This window comes from Polyangium fumosum, assembly GCF_005144585.1.
Classification (GTDB): domain Bacteria; phylum Myxococcota_A; class Polyangia; order Polyangiales; family Polyangiaceae; genus Polyangium; species Polyangium fumosum.
Genome location: NZ_SSMQ01000032.1, coordinates 65,755 through 82,301, shown reverse-complemented (window position 1 = coordinate 82,301; position 16,547 = coordinate 65,755). Strand labels below are relative to the sequence as shown.

General features: G+C 69.4%; 12 protein-coding genes. 8 read left to right on the top strand and 4 right to left on the bottom strand.

What is annotated here, in order from left to right; translation table 11 throughout:
* The first annotated feature begins 47 nt into the window (after positions 1 to 47).
* The 5 genes from E8A74_RS27615 (at position 48) to E8A74_RS27595 (ending at position 10,977) form a co-directional block, all read left to right on the top strand.
* Positions 48 to 3,869 carry a serine/threonine-protein kinase gene (locus tag E8A74_RS27615; protein ID WP_136932069.1) on the top strand — a complete coding sequence of 1,274 codons (3,822 nt, stop codon included), beginning with the start codon at positions 48 to 50 and terminating at the stop codon, positions 3,867 to 3,869.
* A 253-nt stretch (positions 3,870 to 4,122) separates the two neighbouring features.
* Positions 4,123 to 4,965 (top strand): hypothetical protein, encoded by an 843-nt coding sequence (locus tag E8A74_RS52760; RefSeq protein ID WP_170229406.1) that lies wholly within the window; start codon positions 4,123 to 4,125, stop codon positions 4,963 to 4,965.
* Positions 4,966 to 5,172: 207 nt separating this feature from the next.
* Positions 5,173 to 6,009 carry a hypothetical protein gene (locus tag E8A74_RS27605; protein WP_232379771.1) on the top strand — a complete coding sequence of 279 codons (837 nt, stop codon included), beginning with the start codon at positions 5,173 to 5,175 and terminating at the stop codon, positions 6,007 to 6,009.
* A 159-nt stretch (positions 6,010 to 6,168) separates the two neighbouring features.
* Entirely contained in the window at positions 6,169 to 6,999 is an 831-nt protein-coding gene (locus E8A74_RS27600) for a hypothetical protein (RefSeq protein WP_232379770.1), read from the top strand.
* Between the two features lie 126 nt (positions 7,000 to 7,125).
* Complete coding sequence (locus E8A74_RS27595) at positions 7,126 to 10,977, top strand: serine/threonine-protein kinase (protein ID WP_136932068.1); 3,852 nt, start codon at positions 7,126 to 7,128, stop codon at positions 10,975 to 10,977.
* Between the two features lie 9 nt (positions 10,978 to 10,986).
* Here E8A74_RS27595 and E8A74_RS27590 read toward each other — a convergent pair whose 3' ends face one another.
* Positions 10,987 to 11,730, bottom strand: coding sequence for a hypothetical protein (locus E8A74_RS27590; RefSeq protein ID WP_136932067.1), 744 nt, complete (start codon positions 11,728 to 11,730; stop codon positions 10,987 to 10,989).
* A 505-nt stretch (positions 11,731 to 12,235) separates the two neighbouring features.
* Here E8A74_RS27590 and E8A74_RS27585 point away from each other — a divergent pair.
* Together E8A74_RS27585 and E8A74_RS27580 are read left to right on the top strand one after the other, a co-directional pair.
* Positions 12,236 to 12,730 carry a hypothetical protein gene (locus E8A74_RS27585; RefSeq protein ID WP_232379768.1) on the top strand — a complete coding sequence of 165 codons (495 nt, stop codon included), beginning with the start codon at positions 12,236 to 12,238 and terminating at the stop codon, positions 12,728 to 12,730.
* A gap of 726 nt (positions 12,731 to 13,456) precedes the next feature.
* Positions 13,457 to 14,284: a hypothetical protein gene (locus tag E8A74_RS27580; RefSeq protein WP_136932066.1), complete on the top strand. Its 828-nt coding sequence runs from the start codon at positions 13,457 to 13,459 to the stop codon at positions 14,282 to 14,284.
* 14 nt (positions 14,285 to 14,298) lie between these two features.
* On the opposite strand, the gene E8A74_RS27575 is transcribed toward E8A74_RS27580, so the two are convergent.
* On the bottom strand, positions 14,299 to 14,883 hold the full coding sequence (locus E8A74_RS27575; protein ID WP_136932065.1) for a TetR/AcrR family transcriptional regulator: 585 nt from the start codon (positions 14,881 to 14,883) through the stop codon (positions 14,299 to 14,301).
* A gap of 94 nt (positions 14,884 to 14,977) precedes the next feature.
* Entirely contained in the window at positions 14,978 to 15,367 is a 390-nt protein-coding gene (locus E8A74_RS27570; RefSeq protein ID WP_136932064.1) for a hypothetical protein, read from the bottom strand.
* Between the two features lie 74 nt (positions 15,368 to 15,441).
* On the opposite strand from E8A74_RS27570, the gene E8A74_RS27565 reads away from it, so the two are divergent.
* Positions 15,442 to 16,065, top strand: a complete 624-nt coding sequence (locus E8A74_RS27565) for a hypothetical protein (RefSeq protein ID WP_136932063.1) — start codon at positions 15,442 to 15,444, stop codon at positions 16,063 to 16,065.
* A 12-nt stretch (positions 16,066 to 16,077) separates the two neighbouring features.
* Here E8A74_RS27565 and E8A74_RS27560 read toward each other — a convergent pair whose 3' ends face one another.
* A complete protein-coding gene (locus tag E8A74_RS27560; protein WP_170229415.1) occupies positions 16,078 to 16,518 on the bottom strand; it encodes a SpoIIAA family protein in 441 nt (146 codons plus the stop codon).
* Between the last annotated feature and the right edge of the window lie 29 nt (positions 16,519 to 16,547).

Here is a 16,547-nt window from a genome sequence, read left to right as displayed (position 1 = left end):
TGGACCTCGACGTCGTCGAACCACGGACTTCGCCAACCGCCTTCCGGATGAGAGTCGGGCAGGTCCTCGCGCAGCGATTCCGCATCGACGCCCAGGTCGGCGGCGGTGGCATGGGGCAGGTCTACCGCGCCTTTGATCTCTCCACGGGCGAGGTCGTGGCCGCCAAGGTCCTGAACGACACGTCGACCGAGACCGTGGCGCGCTTCGAGCGCGAAGGCCGGGCCCTCGCGCGGCTCTCGCACCCCGGCATCGTCCGCTACGTGGCGTACGACGTGATGCCGGACGGACAGCCATTCCTGGTGATGGAGTGGCTCGAAGGCGAGGATCTCGCGCACCGGCTCGCGCGGACCCACCTCACGGTCCCCGAGACGATCACGCTCGCCACGGCCGTGGCCGACGCGCTCGGCGCCGCGCACGCGCAGAGCATCGTCCACCGCGATCTCAAGCCCGGCAATGTCTTCCTCGTTGGAGGACGAATCGAGTCGCCGAAGATCCTCGATTTCGGGATCGCGTTTTTCGGAGGCAGCGCCCGCATCACCGCGACCGGCACGATGATGGGCACGCCGAGCTACATCGCGCCCGAGCAGGCGCGCAGCGGCGGCATCGTCGATGCCTCGGCCGACGTGTTCTCCCTCGGATGCCTGCTCTTCGAGTGCCTCTCGGGCAGGCCGCCGTTCCAGGGAGATCACTTCGTCGCGGTGCTCGCGAAGGTCATCTTCGAAGAGGCGCCGCGGCTCTTCGAGCTCGGCGTCGTCGTGCCCCCGTGGCTCGACGAGCTCGTCGCGCGCATGCTCTCGAAGGAGCCCACGCGGCGGCCGCGTGACGGCGCCGTGCTCGCCCGCGCCCTCGAAGCCGAGACGCTCCTCGACGACGACGACCCCGACGACGTGCCGCCGCGCTCGCTCGGCAAGCGCGAGCGTCGCTTCCTCGGCGTCGTGCTGCTCGGCCCGCCCGCGTCCGCGCCGCCCATCACGTCGACCTCGAAGACGCTCGCGGTCTCCACGCCCGACACGATGCGCTCGGTGGTCACGCGGTTCGGCGCGCACCTCGAGCTGCTCGCGGACGGAACGGCCGTCGTGATCCTGGATCACACGAGCGTGCCCACGGACATCGCCGCGCAGGTCGCCCGCTGCGCGCTCGCGCTCCGCGAGTTTTTTCCGGGGGTACCCATCGCTGTGACCACCGGTTGGTGCGAGCTCGGGCGCGGCCTGCCGGTCGGTGAGGCGATCGAACGAGCGCTCTGGCTCCTGCACATGGAGGGCTCGATCCCTGGGCCGCACGTCGCGATCGACGAGACCACGGCGGGCCTGCTCGACAGGCGCTTCGACATCGTCGACCTCGCGCCCGGCGGCTTCGAGCTGCGCGGTGAGCGTGTCTCGGCCGAGGCCTTCCGCCCGCTGCTCGGCAAGCTCACGCCGTGTGTCGGTCGTGAGCACGAGCTCACCTTGCTCGAACAGAGCTTCGCGAGCGCCGAGGACGAACCGGCGGCGCTCGCCGTGGTGATCACGGGCTCGGCGGGCATCGGCAAATCACGCCTCGTCCACGAGTTCATCGAGCGACGCAAGCGCGCGGCCGCGCCCGTCGAGATCTTGTGGGGTCGTGGGGATCTGCAGCGGGCGGGCTCCACGTTTGGCCTGCTCGCGGACGTGCTCTGGCGTGCGGCCGAGGTGAAGGGCGGTGAGCCGATCGAGGTGCGGCGCGAGCGCCTCGCGGCGTTTGTCGCGCGCCACGTCCCCAAGCGGGATCTGCGCCGCGTGACCGAGTTCCTCGGCGAGCTCTCGGGCATCCCGTTCCCCGACGAAGACAGCCTCCCGCTCCGCGCCGCGCGCCAGGACCCCGAGCTCTGCGGCGAGCAGATACGACGCGCATTTCGTGATTTCTTGCGCGCCCTTTGCGCCGAGCGCCCCGCGCTCCTCGTCGTCGAGGACGTGCACTGGGGCGATCGCGCCTCCGTCTCTGCGCTCGAAGCGGCGCTGCGCGAGCTCGCGGACGAGCCCATCTTGCTCGTCGCGACGGCGCGCCCCGAGGTCGATCAGGTCTTCCCGCAGCTATGGGTCGAGTGTGGCCGCCAGGAGATCCGGCTCAAGCACCTCTCCGTGAAGGCGAGCGCCCGCCTCGCGCGCAAGGTCCTCGGCGAGACGGCGGACGCTCCGCTCGTCGAGCGGCTCGTGGCGCTCTCCGAGGGGCACCCGTTTTTCCTGGAAGAGCTCGTCCGGGCCGCCTCCGAGGGCTCGCTCGGCGAATCCCTCCCGGGCACGATCATCGCGATGGTGCAGACGCGCCTCGAACGGCTCGAGCCCCGCGCGCGCCGGGCCCTGCGCGCCGCGAGCATCCTCGGCGAGGTCTTCTGGCGCGGCGCCGTCGTGCACATGGTCGGCGAGGGTGATCCGGAAAGCGATCCGCTCGCCGCGCTCGTCGCCGGCGAGATCTGCCTGCGGCACCGCGAGAGCCGTTTTTCCGGGGACGAGGAGTACGCGTTCCGCCACGCGCTCCTGCGTGAGGGCGCGTATGCGCTGCTCACGGACGACGATCGGGCGCTTGGCCACAGGCTCGCCGGCGAGTGGCTCGAACGCGCGGGCGAGGCCGATCCGCTCGTCCTCGCGGGCCACTTCGAGCGCGGTGGCCTGCTCGAGCGGGCGGGCACGATGTACATCCGCGGCGCCGAGCAGGCGAGCGCGCGGCGCAATTACCAGGATGCCGAGCGGTACTTCGCCCGCGCCGACGAGCTGCTCGCGGGGCTCACCGCGGCGGCGCGGCGAGCGCGTGGGCTCGCGCGGTTCAAGCGGGGTCGGTACGAGGACGCGGTCACCGAGCTCGCGGCGGCCGGGGCCCAGGCCGAGGCCGCGGGGGATGTCCTCTTGCAGGTCGAGCTCTTGCTCGACGAGGGCATTGTCTTCGACTGGATGGGCGACGTGAAGCGCGCCGAGGAGCGGGTCCTCGCCGCGCAGGCGCGGTACGTCGAGGGCACGTCGCCGCTGGTCGACGCGCGCCTCCTGCTCGGGCTCGGGCGGTCCTCGCACCGCGCCGATCATAATGAAGAGGCGGCCTCGGAGCTCTCGGCCGCCGCGGAGAAGGCGGCTCGGCTCGGGGAGGAGGGCTACGAGACGCGCACGATCGCGCTCCTTTTGCTCGGGTTCATCCTGCCGGGGCTCGGGCGGCTGGAAGAGGCGGCCGCGGTCCTCGACGAGGTCATTCGGGGCTGCGAGGTCCGCGCCGACCTCCTCCACCTCGGCGCAGCGCTCGCCAACCGGGGGCTCGTCCGGGCCTGCCGCGGCGATCGGGCCGGGCTCATTGCCGATTACGAGCAAACCATTGCCATTGGACGGGAGATTGGGCAAACGGCGATCGAGCTCGTGGGGTACTATAACCTCGGGGAATATCTCTATTTGATGGACGACCTCCCCGCAGCCGAGCCGTACATCCGCTCCGCCGCGGCCTTGTTCAAGAAGCCGAACATCGGCGCGCACCCCGCGATCGTCCGGCTGCTCCAGGCACGCCTCGCCGCCTACCGCGGCGACGAGGCGGAGGCGGCGGCCATCGTCGCGGCCATTCGCGCCGAGCAGGTGGAGGGGCGGGCGCAGGGGACCGAGATTCTGGTGCCCTCCGAGGAGGTCCTCTGCTCGATGGTCGAGCTCGCCACGACCGACGCACCGGCCGAGCGCTGGGACGAGCTCGAAGAGCGTTCGGCGCGGTCGTCGGTGGGTCAGGAGCGGATCGAGGTCCTCGAAGCGCGGGCGCTCTCGGCGTTGCGCCGGGGCCGCCGTGACGACGCTGCGCGGCAACTCGAGGTCGCGCTCGACGTCGCGTCACGGGTCGCGACCGTCATGACGCCGCGGCTCCGGCGTGCGCTCGCCGCTGCGAAGTCCTGACGGCGATCGTCCTGTCGTTTCGTAAGGGCCGCGTCAGGCCTTTGCCGTACGCTAATGCGTCGCGTTCGTGCGCCGACGCACCCTTCCTATCGTCGCGTGCGGGGATTGCTCATGTTGAGCAAACTCGGCACAGCGATTTCCGCCATTTTTGTGCTTGCTTCGTTCTAAGAACGCATATAGACATAATGGAATGTCCGGAATCCCTGCATCGTTCGGCTCCGTCGGTTTCTTGCGGCAGGAACGGAGGTCAATCATGCGTATTCTCGGTCGAGGGGCTCAGCTCGTGGTTTTGGCGGCGGCTCTGGGAGGGTGCACCGCAGAAGTGGGTCCGGAGGGGGAGGAGGCGGTCGGCGAAGCGGAGAGCGCGGTCATCAAGGACAATGCGCTCAACCTGAACGCGCTGAACCTGAACGCGCTGAACCTGAACGCGCTGAACCTGAACGCGCTGAACCTGAACGCGCTCGACCCGAGTTCGTTTACGGCGATCCGAAATGCCGATGCGAACGGCGACCTCGCCCGTGAGTTCGTCAAGTACGCCGTGAGCTGCGCGCTCCAGGCGGGCCAGACGTTCGAGTTTTCCTGGCACGACGCGCAAGACGTCGAGCACGCCGAGAGCTATCCGGGCGTGCTCGGCCTCGCCCCCTATTGGCATACGGGCCCGCTCGATCTGACGGGCCAGCGCATGGTGAGCGCCTGCTTGGCGGGGCTCACCAACTTTTATGGCACGCACGTCACGATCTCGATGCGGTCTCCCGAGGCCCCCTTGAAGGTCGTCGACCCGAACGAGCTCCTGACGTATCCGAACATCGAGGGCGCGTTCTGGGGCAACCTATGGGACGAGGATGGCTCGTACCTCCATTCTTGTTACAACAGCGCCACGGTGGCCCACTCCCGCTCCAAGTATCGCGTCTGCGCCGCGGGCCATTTGAACCCCGACAACTCCGTCGTGGAGTGCGGCATCATCGATATCGTCGGGCCCTGCGACACGGTCTGCGAGCCGGTGAACGGCGAGACGGGCGCGTACCCGTCGTGCATCCGGAAGCCGGACCAGGATCCGGCGATGACCGAGCACATCATCACGACCGCGCTGCCCTGAACGGGCCCTCCCTCCGGTCCCGTTCCCGCGTCCACCCCTCCCCGCATCTCCCCCTTCTTAACAACACAACGCGCGGCTGGCTCGATGCTCGGCCGCGCAACGCGTTGCGTCTGCTGCGCATCGAAGCACGAACCCGTCGGCGATCCGACCCACGCGTGTTTTTCCGTGAGTCGTTCATGGCGCCGACGAACATCAGAGGAGGAATGTATGCGTATCGGGCTTTGGATGATTGGACTATCTGCGGCTTTCTTGTGCGGTTGCGTGGGAGATGCATTCGACCGCCCCGAGGACGTCCTCGAAGGCGGGGCCGCGCTCGTGGACGGCAACAGGCTGTCGTCGAACGCGCTCGCGCTGAACGCGCTGGCGCTGAACTCGCTGGCGCTGAACGGGATCGCCCCGAACAAGCTGGATGCACAGTCGCTCGCGGCGATCCGGGATCCGACCAACCAGGGCGAACTGGCCCGCGCGTTCGTCCGGTACGCCGTCGGGTGCGCCCTCACGACCTCGCAGAGCATCTCGTTCTCCTGGACGGACGCGTCGAACGTCGTGCATCAGGAGACCTATCCGGGCGAGCTTGGTATCGCCCCGGCCTGGGCCACGGGGCCGCTCGATCTCAATGGCCAGCGCATGGTGAGCGCCTGCGTGGCCGCGCGCGTCAATTATTATCAGGTGCCGGTGTTGCTCTCCCTCCGGTCGACGGAGGCTCCTCTCCGGCTCCTCACCGGGGCCCGGGAGCTCATCGAGTTTCCGGACGTCGAGGGCGCGTTCTGGGGCAACCTGTGGGGCGCGTCCCCGGCCATTTATACCTGCTACAACAGCGCCACCGTCGCGAACTCCCGCGCGTGGAGCCGGGACTGCGCCACGGGCCATCTGCGCGACGATGGCACGATCGAGGAGTGTGGCATGATCGACATCGTCGGTCCGTGTAGCTCCGTATGCGCGGCCTTGAACGGCGGCGGCCAATATTATCCATCCTGCGTCGAAAAACCCTACGTAACCGGGAGCGCGAGCACGAAGCTCGTGATCACGACCGCGCTCCCCTGACCGTCGTTCCGACGGGGACACCCCTCGCGCGGCGTACCACCGACGTCGCGCTACGCCCTCCCACGAACGAGCATCCAACCGACCGCCCCTGTGGTGTTCGTCCAAAGGGGGTCGCCCGCGGACGGACCACCCAGGGAGCAACATTCCCTGGAGGTGCACATGCGAGCTTGGTCGTTGGGGATGGCGCTCGTGGCTCTGGCCCCGGGCTGCATTGCGTACACCGACGAGCGTTCCGATGACGTCATGGAGGCCGAGGTCGCGCTCGTCCAGGGGAACCACCTCGGGGCGAACGCGCTGGCCTTGAATGCGCTCGCCCTGAACGCGCTCGCGTTGAATGCGCTCGCCCTGAACACACTCGATCCCCAGGCCCTCGCGGCGATCGAAGATCCGGGGCCCCAAGGCGCCCTCGTCCGCGCCTTTCTCAAATATGCCATCGGCTGCGCCTTCACCCCCGCGCAGAGCTTCGTGTTCACCTGGACCGACGGCAACGGCGTCGACCACGACGAGGTATACAAGGGCGAGCTCGGCGTCGCGCCCTGCTGGGCCACGGGGCGGCTCGATACCCAGGGGCAATCCATGGTGAGCGCCTGCATGGCGGCCCGGGTCAATTATTACCAGGTGCCCGTCACCCTTTCGATCCGGTCGCTCACCGAGCCCTTGAAGACGCTCACCGGGAGCCAGGAGCTCGCTCAGTATCCCGACGTCGAAGGCGCGTTCTGGGGCAACCTCTGGGCGCCCACGCCGTTCCTTCACGCCTGCTACAACAGCGCCACGGTCGCGAATTCGCGCGCCTGGAAGCGCGATTGCGCCGTGGGACACCTGCGCGAAGGCGGCGGCATCGAGGCGTGCGGGATCATCGACATCGTCGGCCCCTGCGCGAACGTCTGCCAGAACTTGAACGGCGCGGGCCAGTACTATCCGTCCTGCATCGAAAGGCCCGGCCTGAGCGGGACGACGACCAAGTTCGTGATCACGACCGGATTGCCCTGAGACCCCGCCGCCCTCCGTTCCAGGCGTCCTGCCGCGCCATGACGATTCGACCCGGTCGAATTGCGATTGTCGTTTCCTTTCCGATGGTCCCTGGACGCCGGAAATCCTAGGGTTACGCTACCCCTCGTGCGGCCGGGAGAGGTGCTTGGGGGGCGCTTCCGCGTCGAGGCGCGCGTCAATGCAGGGGGGATGGGCGAAATCTTTCGCGCCATCGACCTCGTGACCGGTCACGTCGTCGCCGCGAAGATCCTCGTCGCCGTCTCGGCCGAGAGCCTCGAGCGCTTCCGCCGCGAGGCGCAGATCCTGGAGCGCCTCTCCCACCCGGGCATCGTCCGCTACGTCGCGTACGACACGTCCGCGGCGTCGGGCCCGCTGCTCGTGATGGAATGGCTCGAAGGCGAGGACCTCGGGCGCAGGCTCGACCGCGGGCCGCTCACCCTCCGCGAAGCCGTCACGCTCGGCGAACGCCTCGCCGAGGCCCTCGCCGTCGCGCACGACGCCGGCATCGTGCATCGCGACCTCAAGCCCCAGAACGTCTTCCTCGTGAACGGGTCCGTCGACGAGCCGCGTATCCTCGACTTCGGCATCGCACATTGCGGCGACGCTTCGCGCATCACGCAGACCGGCACCGTCATCGGCACGCCGAGCTACATGGCGCCCGAGCAGGTCCGCAGCGGCAGCATCGTCAAGGCGAGCGCCGACGTCTTCTCGCTCGGCTGCCTGCTCTTCGAGTGCATCACCGGCGCGCCGCCCTTCCGCGCCGATCACACGATCGCCGTCCTCGCGAAGATCATCTTCGAGGACGCGCCGCGCCTCCGCGAGCGCGCGCCCGCCGTGCCCTCGTGGCTCGACGTCCTCATGGCTCGTATGCTCGCCAAGGAGCCGCTCGGGAGGCCCCAGGACGGCGCGGCCGTCGCGTTCGCGCTCGCCGCCGAGAAGGACCTCGAGCCCCCGATCTCGGAGGCCCCGCGCTCCTCCGCGCCCCGATCGACGCTCGGCGAGGGCGAACGGAGGTTCCTCGGCGTCGTGCTCTGTGGCCGCAGGGAGGGCCCGCCCCCTACGTTTCTCCCGACGACCACGCTCGCCTGCGCCTCGCCGATGGACGACCTCGGCCCGATCGCCGAGCGCTTCGGTGGTCACCTCGAGGTCTTCGCGGACGGCACCGCGGCGGTCGTGATCGACAAGACACGCGTGCCCACGGACGTCGCGGCGCACGTCGCCCGCTGCGCGCTCGCGCTCTCGGAGCGCGCGCCCGGCGCGGCCATGGCCGTCGCGTCGGGCTTCGGCGAGCGCTCGCGTGGCGTGCCCGTCGGCGAGGCCATCGACCGCGCGGCGCGGCTCCTCCATGAGCGGAGCGGAGAGGCGCGGATCGCCCTCGACGAGACCACGGCGGGCCTGCTCGACGCGCGCTTCGACGTCGAGGCCCTCGAAGGCGGCGGCTTCGCGCTCCTCGGCGAGCGCGCGAGCTTCGAGGTCTCCCGGCCGCTGCTCGGCAAGGCCACGCCTTGTGTCGGCCGTGAGCACGAACTCGGCCTCTTCGACCTCACCTTCGGCGCCTGCAAGAACGAGCCGGCCGCGCGTGTCGTCGTCGTCTCGGGCCCTGCTGGCATCGGCAAATCGCGCCTGCTCCACGAGTTCGTCGAGCGCCAGCGGGCCGCGGTCGAGCCCGCCGAGATCTGGTTCGGCCGCGGAGATCCTTTGCGCGTCGCTTCGAGCTTTGGCCTGCTCGCCGAGGTCCTGCGCGGCGCCTCGGGCATCCGCGGCGGCGAGTCCCTCGCGCGCCGCCGGGAGCTGCTCTTCGCGCGCGTCGCGCGCCGCGTCCCCGAGCGGGATCGCCGCCGCGTCGCGCACTTCCTCGGCGAGCTCGCGGGCGTGCCTTTCCCCGACGACGAGGACTTGCCGCTCCGCGCCGCGCGCCAGGACCCCGAGCTGTGCGGCGAGCAGATGCAGCGCGCCCTGCGTGACTTCCTGCGCGCCGAGTGCGCGGACAAACCGCTCGTGCTCCTGCTCGAAGACGTGCACTGGGGTGATCGCGCCTCGCTACTCGCGCTCGACGCCGCGCTCGAGGGCCTCGCGTTCGAGCCGATCTTCCTCGTCGCCTCGGCGCGCCCCGAGATCGACGAGCACGTCCCGGGCCTCTGGTCGAGCCGCGGCCGGCAGGACGTCCGCCTCCGGCATCTCTCTCCGCGCGCGTGCGTTCGCCTCGTCCGGCACGCGCTCGGCGAGCGGGCCCAGGGGCTCGAAGAGCGCCTCGTCGCTTCGTCCGAGGGGCACCCGTTTTTCCTGGAAGAGCTCATCCGCGCCGAGGCCGAGGGCCGCGGGGGCACCCCGCCCGGGACGGTCGTGGCCATGGTGCAATCGCGCCTCGAACGGTTGGAGCCGAGCGCCCGCCGCACCTTGCGCGCCGCGAGCATCCTCGGCGCGGTCTTCTGGCGCGGCGCGGTCACGCGCCTCGCGGGCGACGACGACGAGGCCGTCGCGCGGGATCTCGCGGTCCTCGTCGCGCACGAGATCGTCACGCGCCAGCGCGAGAGCCGCATTCCGGGCGAACCTCAATATGCGTTCCGCCAGGCGCTCTGGCGCGAGGGCGCGTATGCGATGCTCACGGACGAGGATCGCGCGCTCGGGCATCACCTCGCGGCGGAATGGCTGGAGGAGAAGGGCGAGGCCGATGCCTTGGTCCTCGCGGAACATTTCGAGCGCGGCGGCGCGGCGGCGCGGGCGGCCGCGTTTTACCTGGCCTCGGCCGAGCAATCGGCGGCCCGCAAGGATGACCTCGACGCTGAGCGATGTTATGGCAAGGCCGAGGCGCTCTGGGGCGAGCTGCCGACGCCCGCGCAGCGCGGCCGTGGCCTCTCGCGGATGCGCCTCGGCCGGTATCACGACGCGCTCGACGCGCTCGCGCGGGCGCGGGACGGCGCTTCGCGGCGCGGCGAGGCGTCGCTCGTCGTGGATCTCCTCCTCGACGAGGCCATGGTGCTCGATTGGATGGGCGAATATCGCGAGGCCGAGCGCCGTGTGCTCGCCGCGCGCGAGGCCGACGTCGGCCCGTGCGAGCGCTCGGCGCTCCTCGAAGCGCGCCTCTTGCTCGGCGTCGGGCGATCGGCGCTGCGGGCCGAGCGCGGGGAGGAGGCGGCGGCCGAGCTTTCGCGCGCGGCCGAGCTCGCGAGCCGCCTCGGCGACGAGGCCTATGAGACGTATGTCATTGCGCGGCTCCTGCTCGGGTACAATTTGCCTTTGCTCGGCCGGGTCGACGAGGCCGCTGCCATGCTCGACGAGGTCATTCGCCGCTGCGAGGAGCGCGGCGATCTCTTGCACCTCGGCGCCGCGTGGAACACCCGCGCGATGGTGCGGGCCTTCCGCGGCGATCGCGAGGGCATGACCCAGGATTTCGAGCGCACGAGCGACCTTGGCCGTGAGCTCGGCCAGCCCACGCTGGAGCTCGCGGGCCATTACAACCTCGCCGAGCACCTGTACTGGATGGACGACGTCGACGCTGCCGAGCCCATGGTCCGCGCGGCCAGCTCCGCCGCGGCGCGGCTCGCGGGCTGCGTGCGCCCGGCCCTGCTCGCGTTGCTCGACGCGCGGATCGCCCTCGTCCGCGGCGATGCGCGCACGGCGCGCGCCATTGCCTCTGCCTTGCGCGGGGGCGCGGGCGAGATGTCGCCCTCGGAGGACGTGCTCTGCGCGATGATCGAGCTCGCGACGGGAGACGCCGAGGGCAGCTTCTCCGACATGGATTCGGCGTGGGAGGCGCTCGAAGCCCGCTCGGCGCGCGCGAGCGTGGGGCAGGAGCACATCGAGGTCCTGGAGGTCCGGGCCCTCCACGCCGCGCGCCACGGCCATCGCGAGCGCGCCATGCGCCAGCTCGACAAGGCGATCGCCGCGGCGTCGCAGATTCCGAATGTGATGAGCGAGCGGCTGCGGCGCAGGCGCGCCGAGCTCGAACCTGCGGTCGGTCGGTCGTATTGTGCTTGAAGAAAAAACTCAGCCGCCCGGATTCCCCGTCGGCGCAGAGCCCTCTGCCGGCGCTTCTGTTTTGCTCTTCCCGCTCCTCTTCCTTCGCGTGTTCAGCTCGTCGAAATAGCTGAACAACCTTCGTTCGAGGTCCCGGGGCAGGGCCGGGTTTTCTTCCATTTCGGTGCGGAGCGTGGCGCGAAACTGATAAAGAAGCTTGATCGTCTCGCTCCGGAGCTTGGTCCCGTTCTCGTTGCTGCTCACGCCGACGAGCGATCGCTCGTTCAGCAACGTCGAGAGATCGTCCCCTGCATCGAGGAAGCCGCTCACCCAATCGTGGAGCGTCTTGCCGTCCGGCGCTGGAAACATCTTCAGATCGGCCTCCAGCTCGGCGAGCTTGGGGCGGTTCTTCATGGCCGTCGCGGCTTCCTCCGCATAAGAATCCGTGAGGCCGGTCCTGTTCGGCACGAAGGCCTCTCGGATCCGCAGGGCGGCCGCGCGTGTCGCGTCCGAGGCGATGGGCAAAAGGAGAATGGCCTCCACATACGCGAAGATGGCCCCGCCGTACCCGTCGTGGCGGTCATCGGTCGCCTCCAGCTCGGCGACGAGGGGACGCTTCCGGAGCACCTCGGGGAGGTTCTGGATGGATTCGTGCCTCCTCGCGAGCATGGGGCCATACAGCTTGCCCGCCGCGGACAGGTCGAGGTCCGCTTTGCGTTCGGTCGCGAGGTTCTTCAGACCGATATCGAGATCACCCAGGTGCAGGTTGCGCATGGGTGGGGAAACTCGCATGCAACGGGGCCCAACGTCAAGACGCGCGTGACACGGCTCACGGGGGAGGGGCACGTGCCGGGGGGTGCGAAGGATCCGGACCGCCTCGCGGCACGGGACGGTTGGTGTTGGGGTCGATCCGGATCGGCTGCGACACGTGGGCGCCGGGTCTCGTGGCTGCCATGGGTCGGTTGCAAGGGGTCGCCGTTGCCTGTTGTTGCTGATCCGGGTCCCTCGCAAGGGGTGGGGGAGCGGGGTTGGAGAAGACCGGGGGCTGCGTGCACGAGGGCGCGGTGCGCTTGCGGCTGACGGGGATCGGCGCGTACGGCGGCGGGGGAGCGCCTCGTGTTGATCCTGCGTGGTGTCGCGGCCGTGGGCAGAGCGGTTGACGGAGGTTTGCGTCAACAGGTACCCTGCGTACCTACGTAGGATGGTGCGCAGGGGTACGCGGGAGGGGGCGGGGCGGGTGCGGGGGGAGAGGCAGCTCGCGGGCCGTGTCGGGGGCGCCGTGCTTCTTCTGATCGTCGCGACGTCGGCGGAGGCGTATGAGCTCGCCGGCGGCGTGAGCCTCGGAGGGATGCTCGTCGGGACGCTGCCGCGCTTTGCCGTGAGCCCTCACGCGGCGCTGTCGTGGCGCCGGGAGAGTGGTTTCTCGTTTGGCGTGGATGACCTGTGCAGCATCCTGCCGGGGACCGGCAGGCTCGGGGTGGGGGTGTACAACCAGATGTCCGCGGCCTTCGGGTATGCGTGGAAGGACGGCGATGTCCGGATGGGACCTTCGTTTTCTGTCTACACGATGCCTGCTTGTGGCGCGACGTTGTGCGGGCGTGTCGTGGGGCTTTCGCCGGGGGGGCATGCGCAGGTGAACGTGTACTTTGGTGGTGTTGTCGGGGTGTCGGTCAGCGCGAACGTGGATTGGGTGGGCGGACGGAGCCTCGTGTTGCCTGGAGGCTGGGCGGCGATGCTCGTGGCTGGGCCCGTGTTTCGATGGAGGTCCATATGAATGGAACGAGGGGAGTCCTGGGGATTGCGGTTGTTGCAGCTTTGTGTTTCATGGCCTGCAACTACACGGACGGGGAATGTTTTCCTCGGGAGGAGTTGTACGAGACGTCGGGGGTGGGCGGCGGGGTGATCGTGCCGACCGGCGTGGGCGTGGGTGGGTATGGGAGTGTGCCGTTCGAGCCGCTGAGTGCTCCGCCGGAGCCGGATGGGCCGGTGTGCAATATCGTTTCGGGGGGGCCGTGTGATGACGAGTGTCAGGCGGGGTATGATGCGGCTTCGATCGAGTGTGGCAAGATCGAGGATTCGGCGCAGCGGAGGGCTTGCCAGGATACGGCGCATGCGAACTACAGAGATTGCCAGGAAAAGTGCGAGCAGGAGGGCTCTAATCGAGTGTGCATCAGAAAGTACGTCAAGTGTCAGCAGTACGCCCCGTATTGGTGTCGGTCAGGAGCCGGACCCACCGTATGCGCCGAATGTCACGACCGATGTAGATCTGGCGACCCTCCGTCCTCTCAATGTGTCCAGTGCGGCTTTTGAGCGTGCCATGACCCTCCACATCGCTACATCCAACCAAGTAGGTCTCGTCGTTCGCCGCGGGATGCGTCTCCCCGTGAGCTTGGTTTCCGATGGCTGGCTCGTGGGTCCGTACGTTCGGGATCTCGATGCCCAGAGGCGCATGCGCGCAGATTTCTGGGCAGATGTCTGGGAGTTCCAAGGGAAAGAGCGCGTGAGGTTTCTGGCATCGTACCGCCGTACCCTCAAAGCTCTCGCCGCGGACGAGCCGGTCGTCCTCTGGACCTCACTCACCTGGAACGACCGAGTCGCACTATGGGCGCTTTGCTTCTATCGGCTCCAGTGCAGGCCCATGCAGCCTGATCTTTCGCTCATCGTCGTGGGAGAATACGAGGAGAGACATGCGCGCCTCAGCTTTGGCATCGTATACGTTACCCTGGAGCCCGCAATGGCACGCAACGCCTGGGGGACAGCGCGCCTTCTGTCGCTCCGCGAGGTTCAAGAGAAGGCGCGTCTGTGGAAAAAGCTCACGGCGTCTTCGCCGATCCTGTCTGGAAAGCCCCTCCGCGAGACGCGGGAGAACAAAGTGCTGCTCGACCTGGGCGTCTACCAGGCCGGACTCTTTCCCAAGCGAACCGCACGCGGCCTCAGCCTCTCGACCTTCGATACGCTCTTGCTCGGCTGCGTAAACCAGACGCCTTCGTCGCCCGCGCGCATCCTCGGGCGCGAGAATGAAACCGGCCAGGAACTCTGGCGCTGGGTCTCCGTGACAGGAGACATCACGATCTTCAATCGCCTCGCCCAATGGGCGGAGCATGGCGCGCTGCACGCCAAACCTTGGACAGCGCCGAACGGCTGGCAGACGGCGCTCTACACCCTTTCCGCCGCCGGCCGCGCCCTCCTGCGCGACGGCCTCTCCTCGCTCGACCAAGCCCCGCCATTCCCGATCTGGGGCGTCACGGCCTACGACCCGAAGGACCCCTGGGTCGTCGTGGAGGAAGCCGGAGCGCGCCCCCATCTCCAGCGGCTCGGGGAGGGCTGAAGGCAGGCGATCTGCTACTTCCGCGCGACCACGCCCCCAAGCACGATCGCATGCATGGCCGCGGAGAGCCGCACGACCTCGTCGCGCTCTTCCATGAAGATCCACGGCGGCGTGAAGCTCTTGTAGGCCCGGAGGATCACCCGCGCCGTGAGATCCGGATCGGCCACGTCGAGCTCGCCGGCCTCCGTCCCTCGACGGAGCAGGTCGGCGAGCAGGGCACACTCTTCCTGGTAAAACCGCTCGGACGCGCTCTTCACGGCGGGGCTGCCGCAATGGAAGAGGTCACACGCGTGCGCGCCGCCGTCCGCCTGCGTGAAATACGCTCGCAGCCGCGCGTCGAGCGCGCCCACGAGCCGCTCGCCGAACGAGCGCCCGTCCGCCGCCGCCGCCACGCGCATCGCGTCGAGCACGACCTCGTACCGCGAGCGCGACAGCTCCTCGACGATCGCCTCCTTCGACGTGAATTCGAGGTACACCGTACCCACGCCCACGCCGGCCTCCCGCGCCACGTCCGCCACCGTGGTCTTTTGAGGCCCGTAATGCCGAAGCAATCGATCGGCGGCCTGGAGGATCTGCTCGCGGCGCGCGGTGTCGTTCATGAACCTTCCCTCGAACGGTGAACGAGTTTGCCACAGGTTCACGCGCAAGGGATCCCCCCATCGTCATGGCCTCGCTCGGGGCCGTGCGTCGGGGTCACTCGGTGGGGCGCGGGGCCATCGGGCCGGGGCTGGTGCGGGTCGGAGCGCGCAGATCCGCAGGGGCCGCGCCGCCTTTGGCCGCGCCGGTCGGGGTCGTCGGGGCCGGGGCCGGGGCTGCGGCCGGGGTCGTCCCGGTGGACTTCGGGGCCGCCGAGGACGCGGGATCGGGGGGCAGGTCGGCGGCGGACATGGCGGGCACGGGCAGCGGGCCAAGGTCGACCTTGGGCGGGCTCGCAGGCACGACGTCCATGGGCTTCGGCGCCGTGAGCGGCTCGGCCGAAGCGGCCGGGGAGGGCGAAGGCGTGCTCTCCTCGCAGCCGAGGGCCAAGGGCACGAGCGCGAGGGCGAGCGCGGCGAGGGCGAGCGACGTCTGCGTGTGCGTCATGCGTTCCGGCTTAACAGAACGGCGGTGCGGCGTCACCGGCGCGCGGTTTGCAGCCCCGGACGGCGGGAGGAGCCATGGTGCGTGGGGCGCTTTGCGGAGGCCTGCTCCTGCTCGGCGGGTGCGTGCTCGTCGTGCGGGAAAACGCGCCGCCCACGTATTTGCCTCTCGTGCGTCAGATCCAGCAGGCCGCGCTGCGGGCGTCCCCGCCGCCCGACATCTACGTCGCCCTCGCGCGCTTCGCCCGGCCCCTCGCGGACTTCAGCATCGCCCTGCGTCGCACCGAGCTCGGCGGGATGCCGCCGGGCGACGCGGACATGGATCGTTTGCTGCGGCTCTTCGCGTTCACGCTCGAAGAAGTGCCCGAAGGCGAGCCGATGGGGACGCGCCTCGCGGCGGAGGAGATGCAACAGGCGGCCGTGGGGATGCGGGGCCCGGGCCTGCCGGGCTCGCCGCCTCGGCGCGAGGCCTTCGTGCACGGGCTCTCCGTCGGCGTGGAGACGCTGCTCGCGGTCGCGCACGGTCCGTACGGCGGCGCGACGAGCGATCTCACGGATCGGGCGGCCGAGCTCGAATCGAGCTACGAGGCGGCGATGGCAGAGCCGCAGCCAATGCCTTACGAGGTGGGGCTCGACGTGCTGCGGCGCTCGCTCCTCGTGCTGAAGGCGATCGAGGAGCACGTGAGCGCGCCGGCGCCTTGAAAGGCTGCTCGTTCAGCGCAGGCCGGTCGCCTCGGCCGTGGCCTCGCGGGCGCGCCGATGCGTCTGGAGCCAGGCGAGCGCGGCCGCGTGGTCGTCGAAGAATGCATAAGGGAACGATAACTTTGGCGAGAGCGCCTTCGTCGCGCGCATGACCATTTCGGTGATCACGCGCAGGCCGAAGCCGGCGCCCACGAACGCGAGGGCGTCGTAGTCCGGCACGATGCGGGCCCCCGTCATCCGTACGCGCTGGGGCACCGTCGTCACGCCCGACAGGTCCACCAGGGTGAAGAGTTGCCCCTCCCGCTTTTTCGCTGCGCGGAGCACGTCGGTGAGGGCGACGACGTCCTCGGTGTTGGTGAAGTTCCTGAACTCCGCGATGGCCACGTCGGGCGCCACGAATCTGACGCAATGGTCACCAAAGCGGAGGACCGTGGGCGGGGAGTCGGGCGACATGATGGAAAGATGCTTGTATCGCGCCGGGC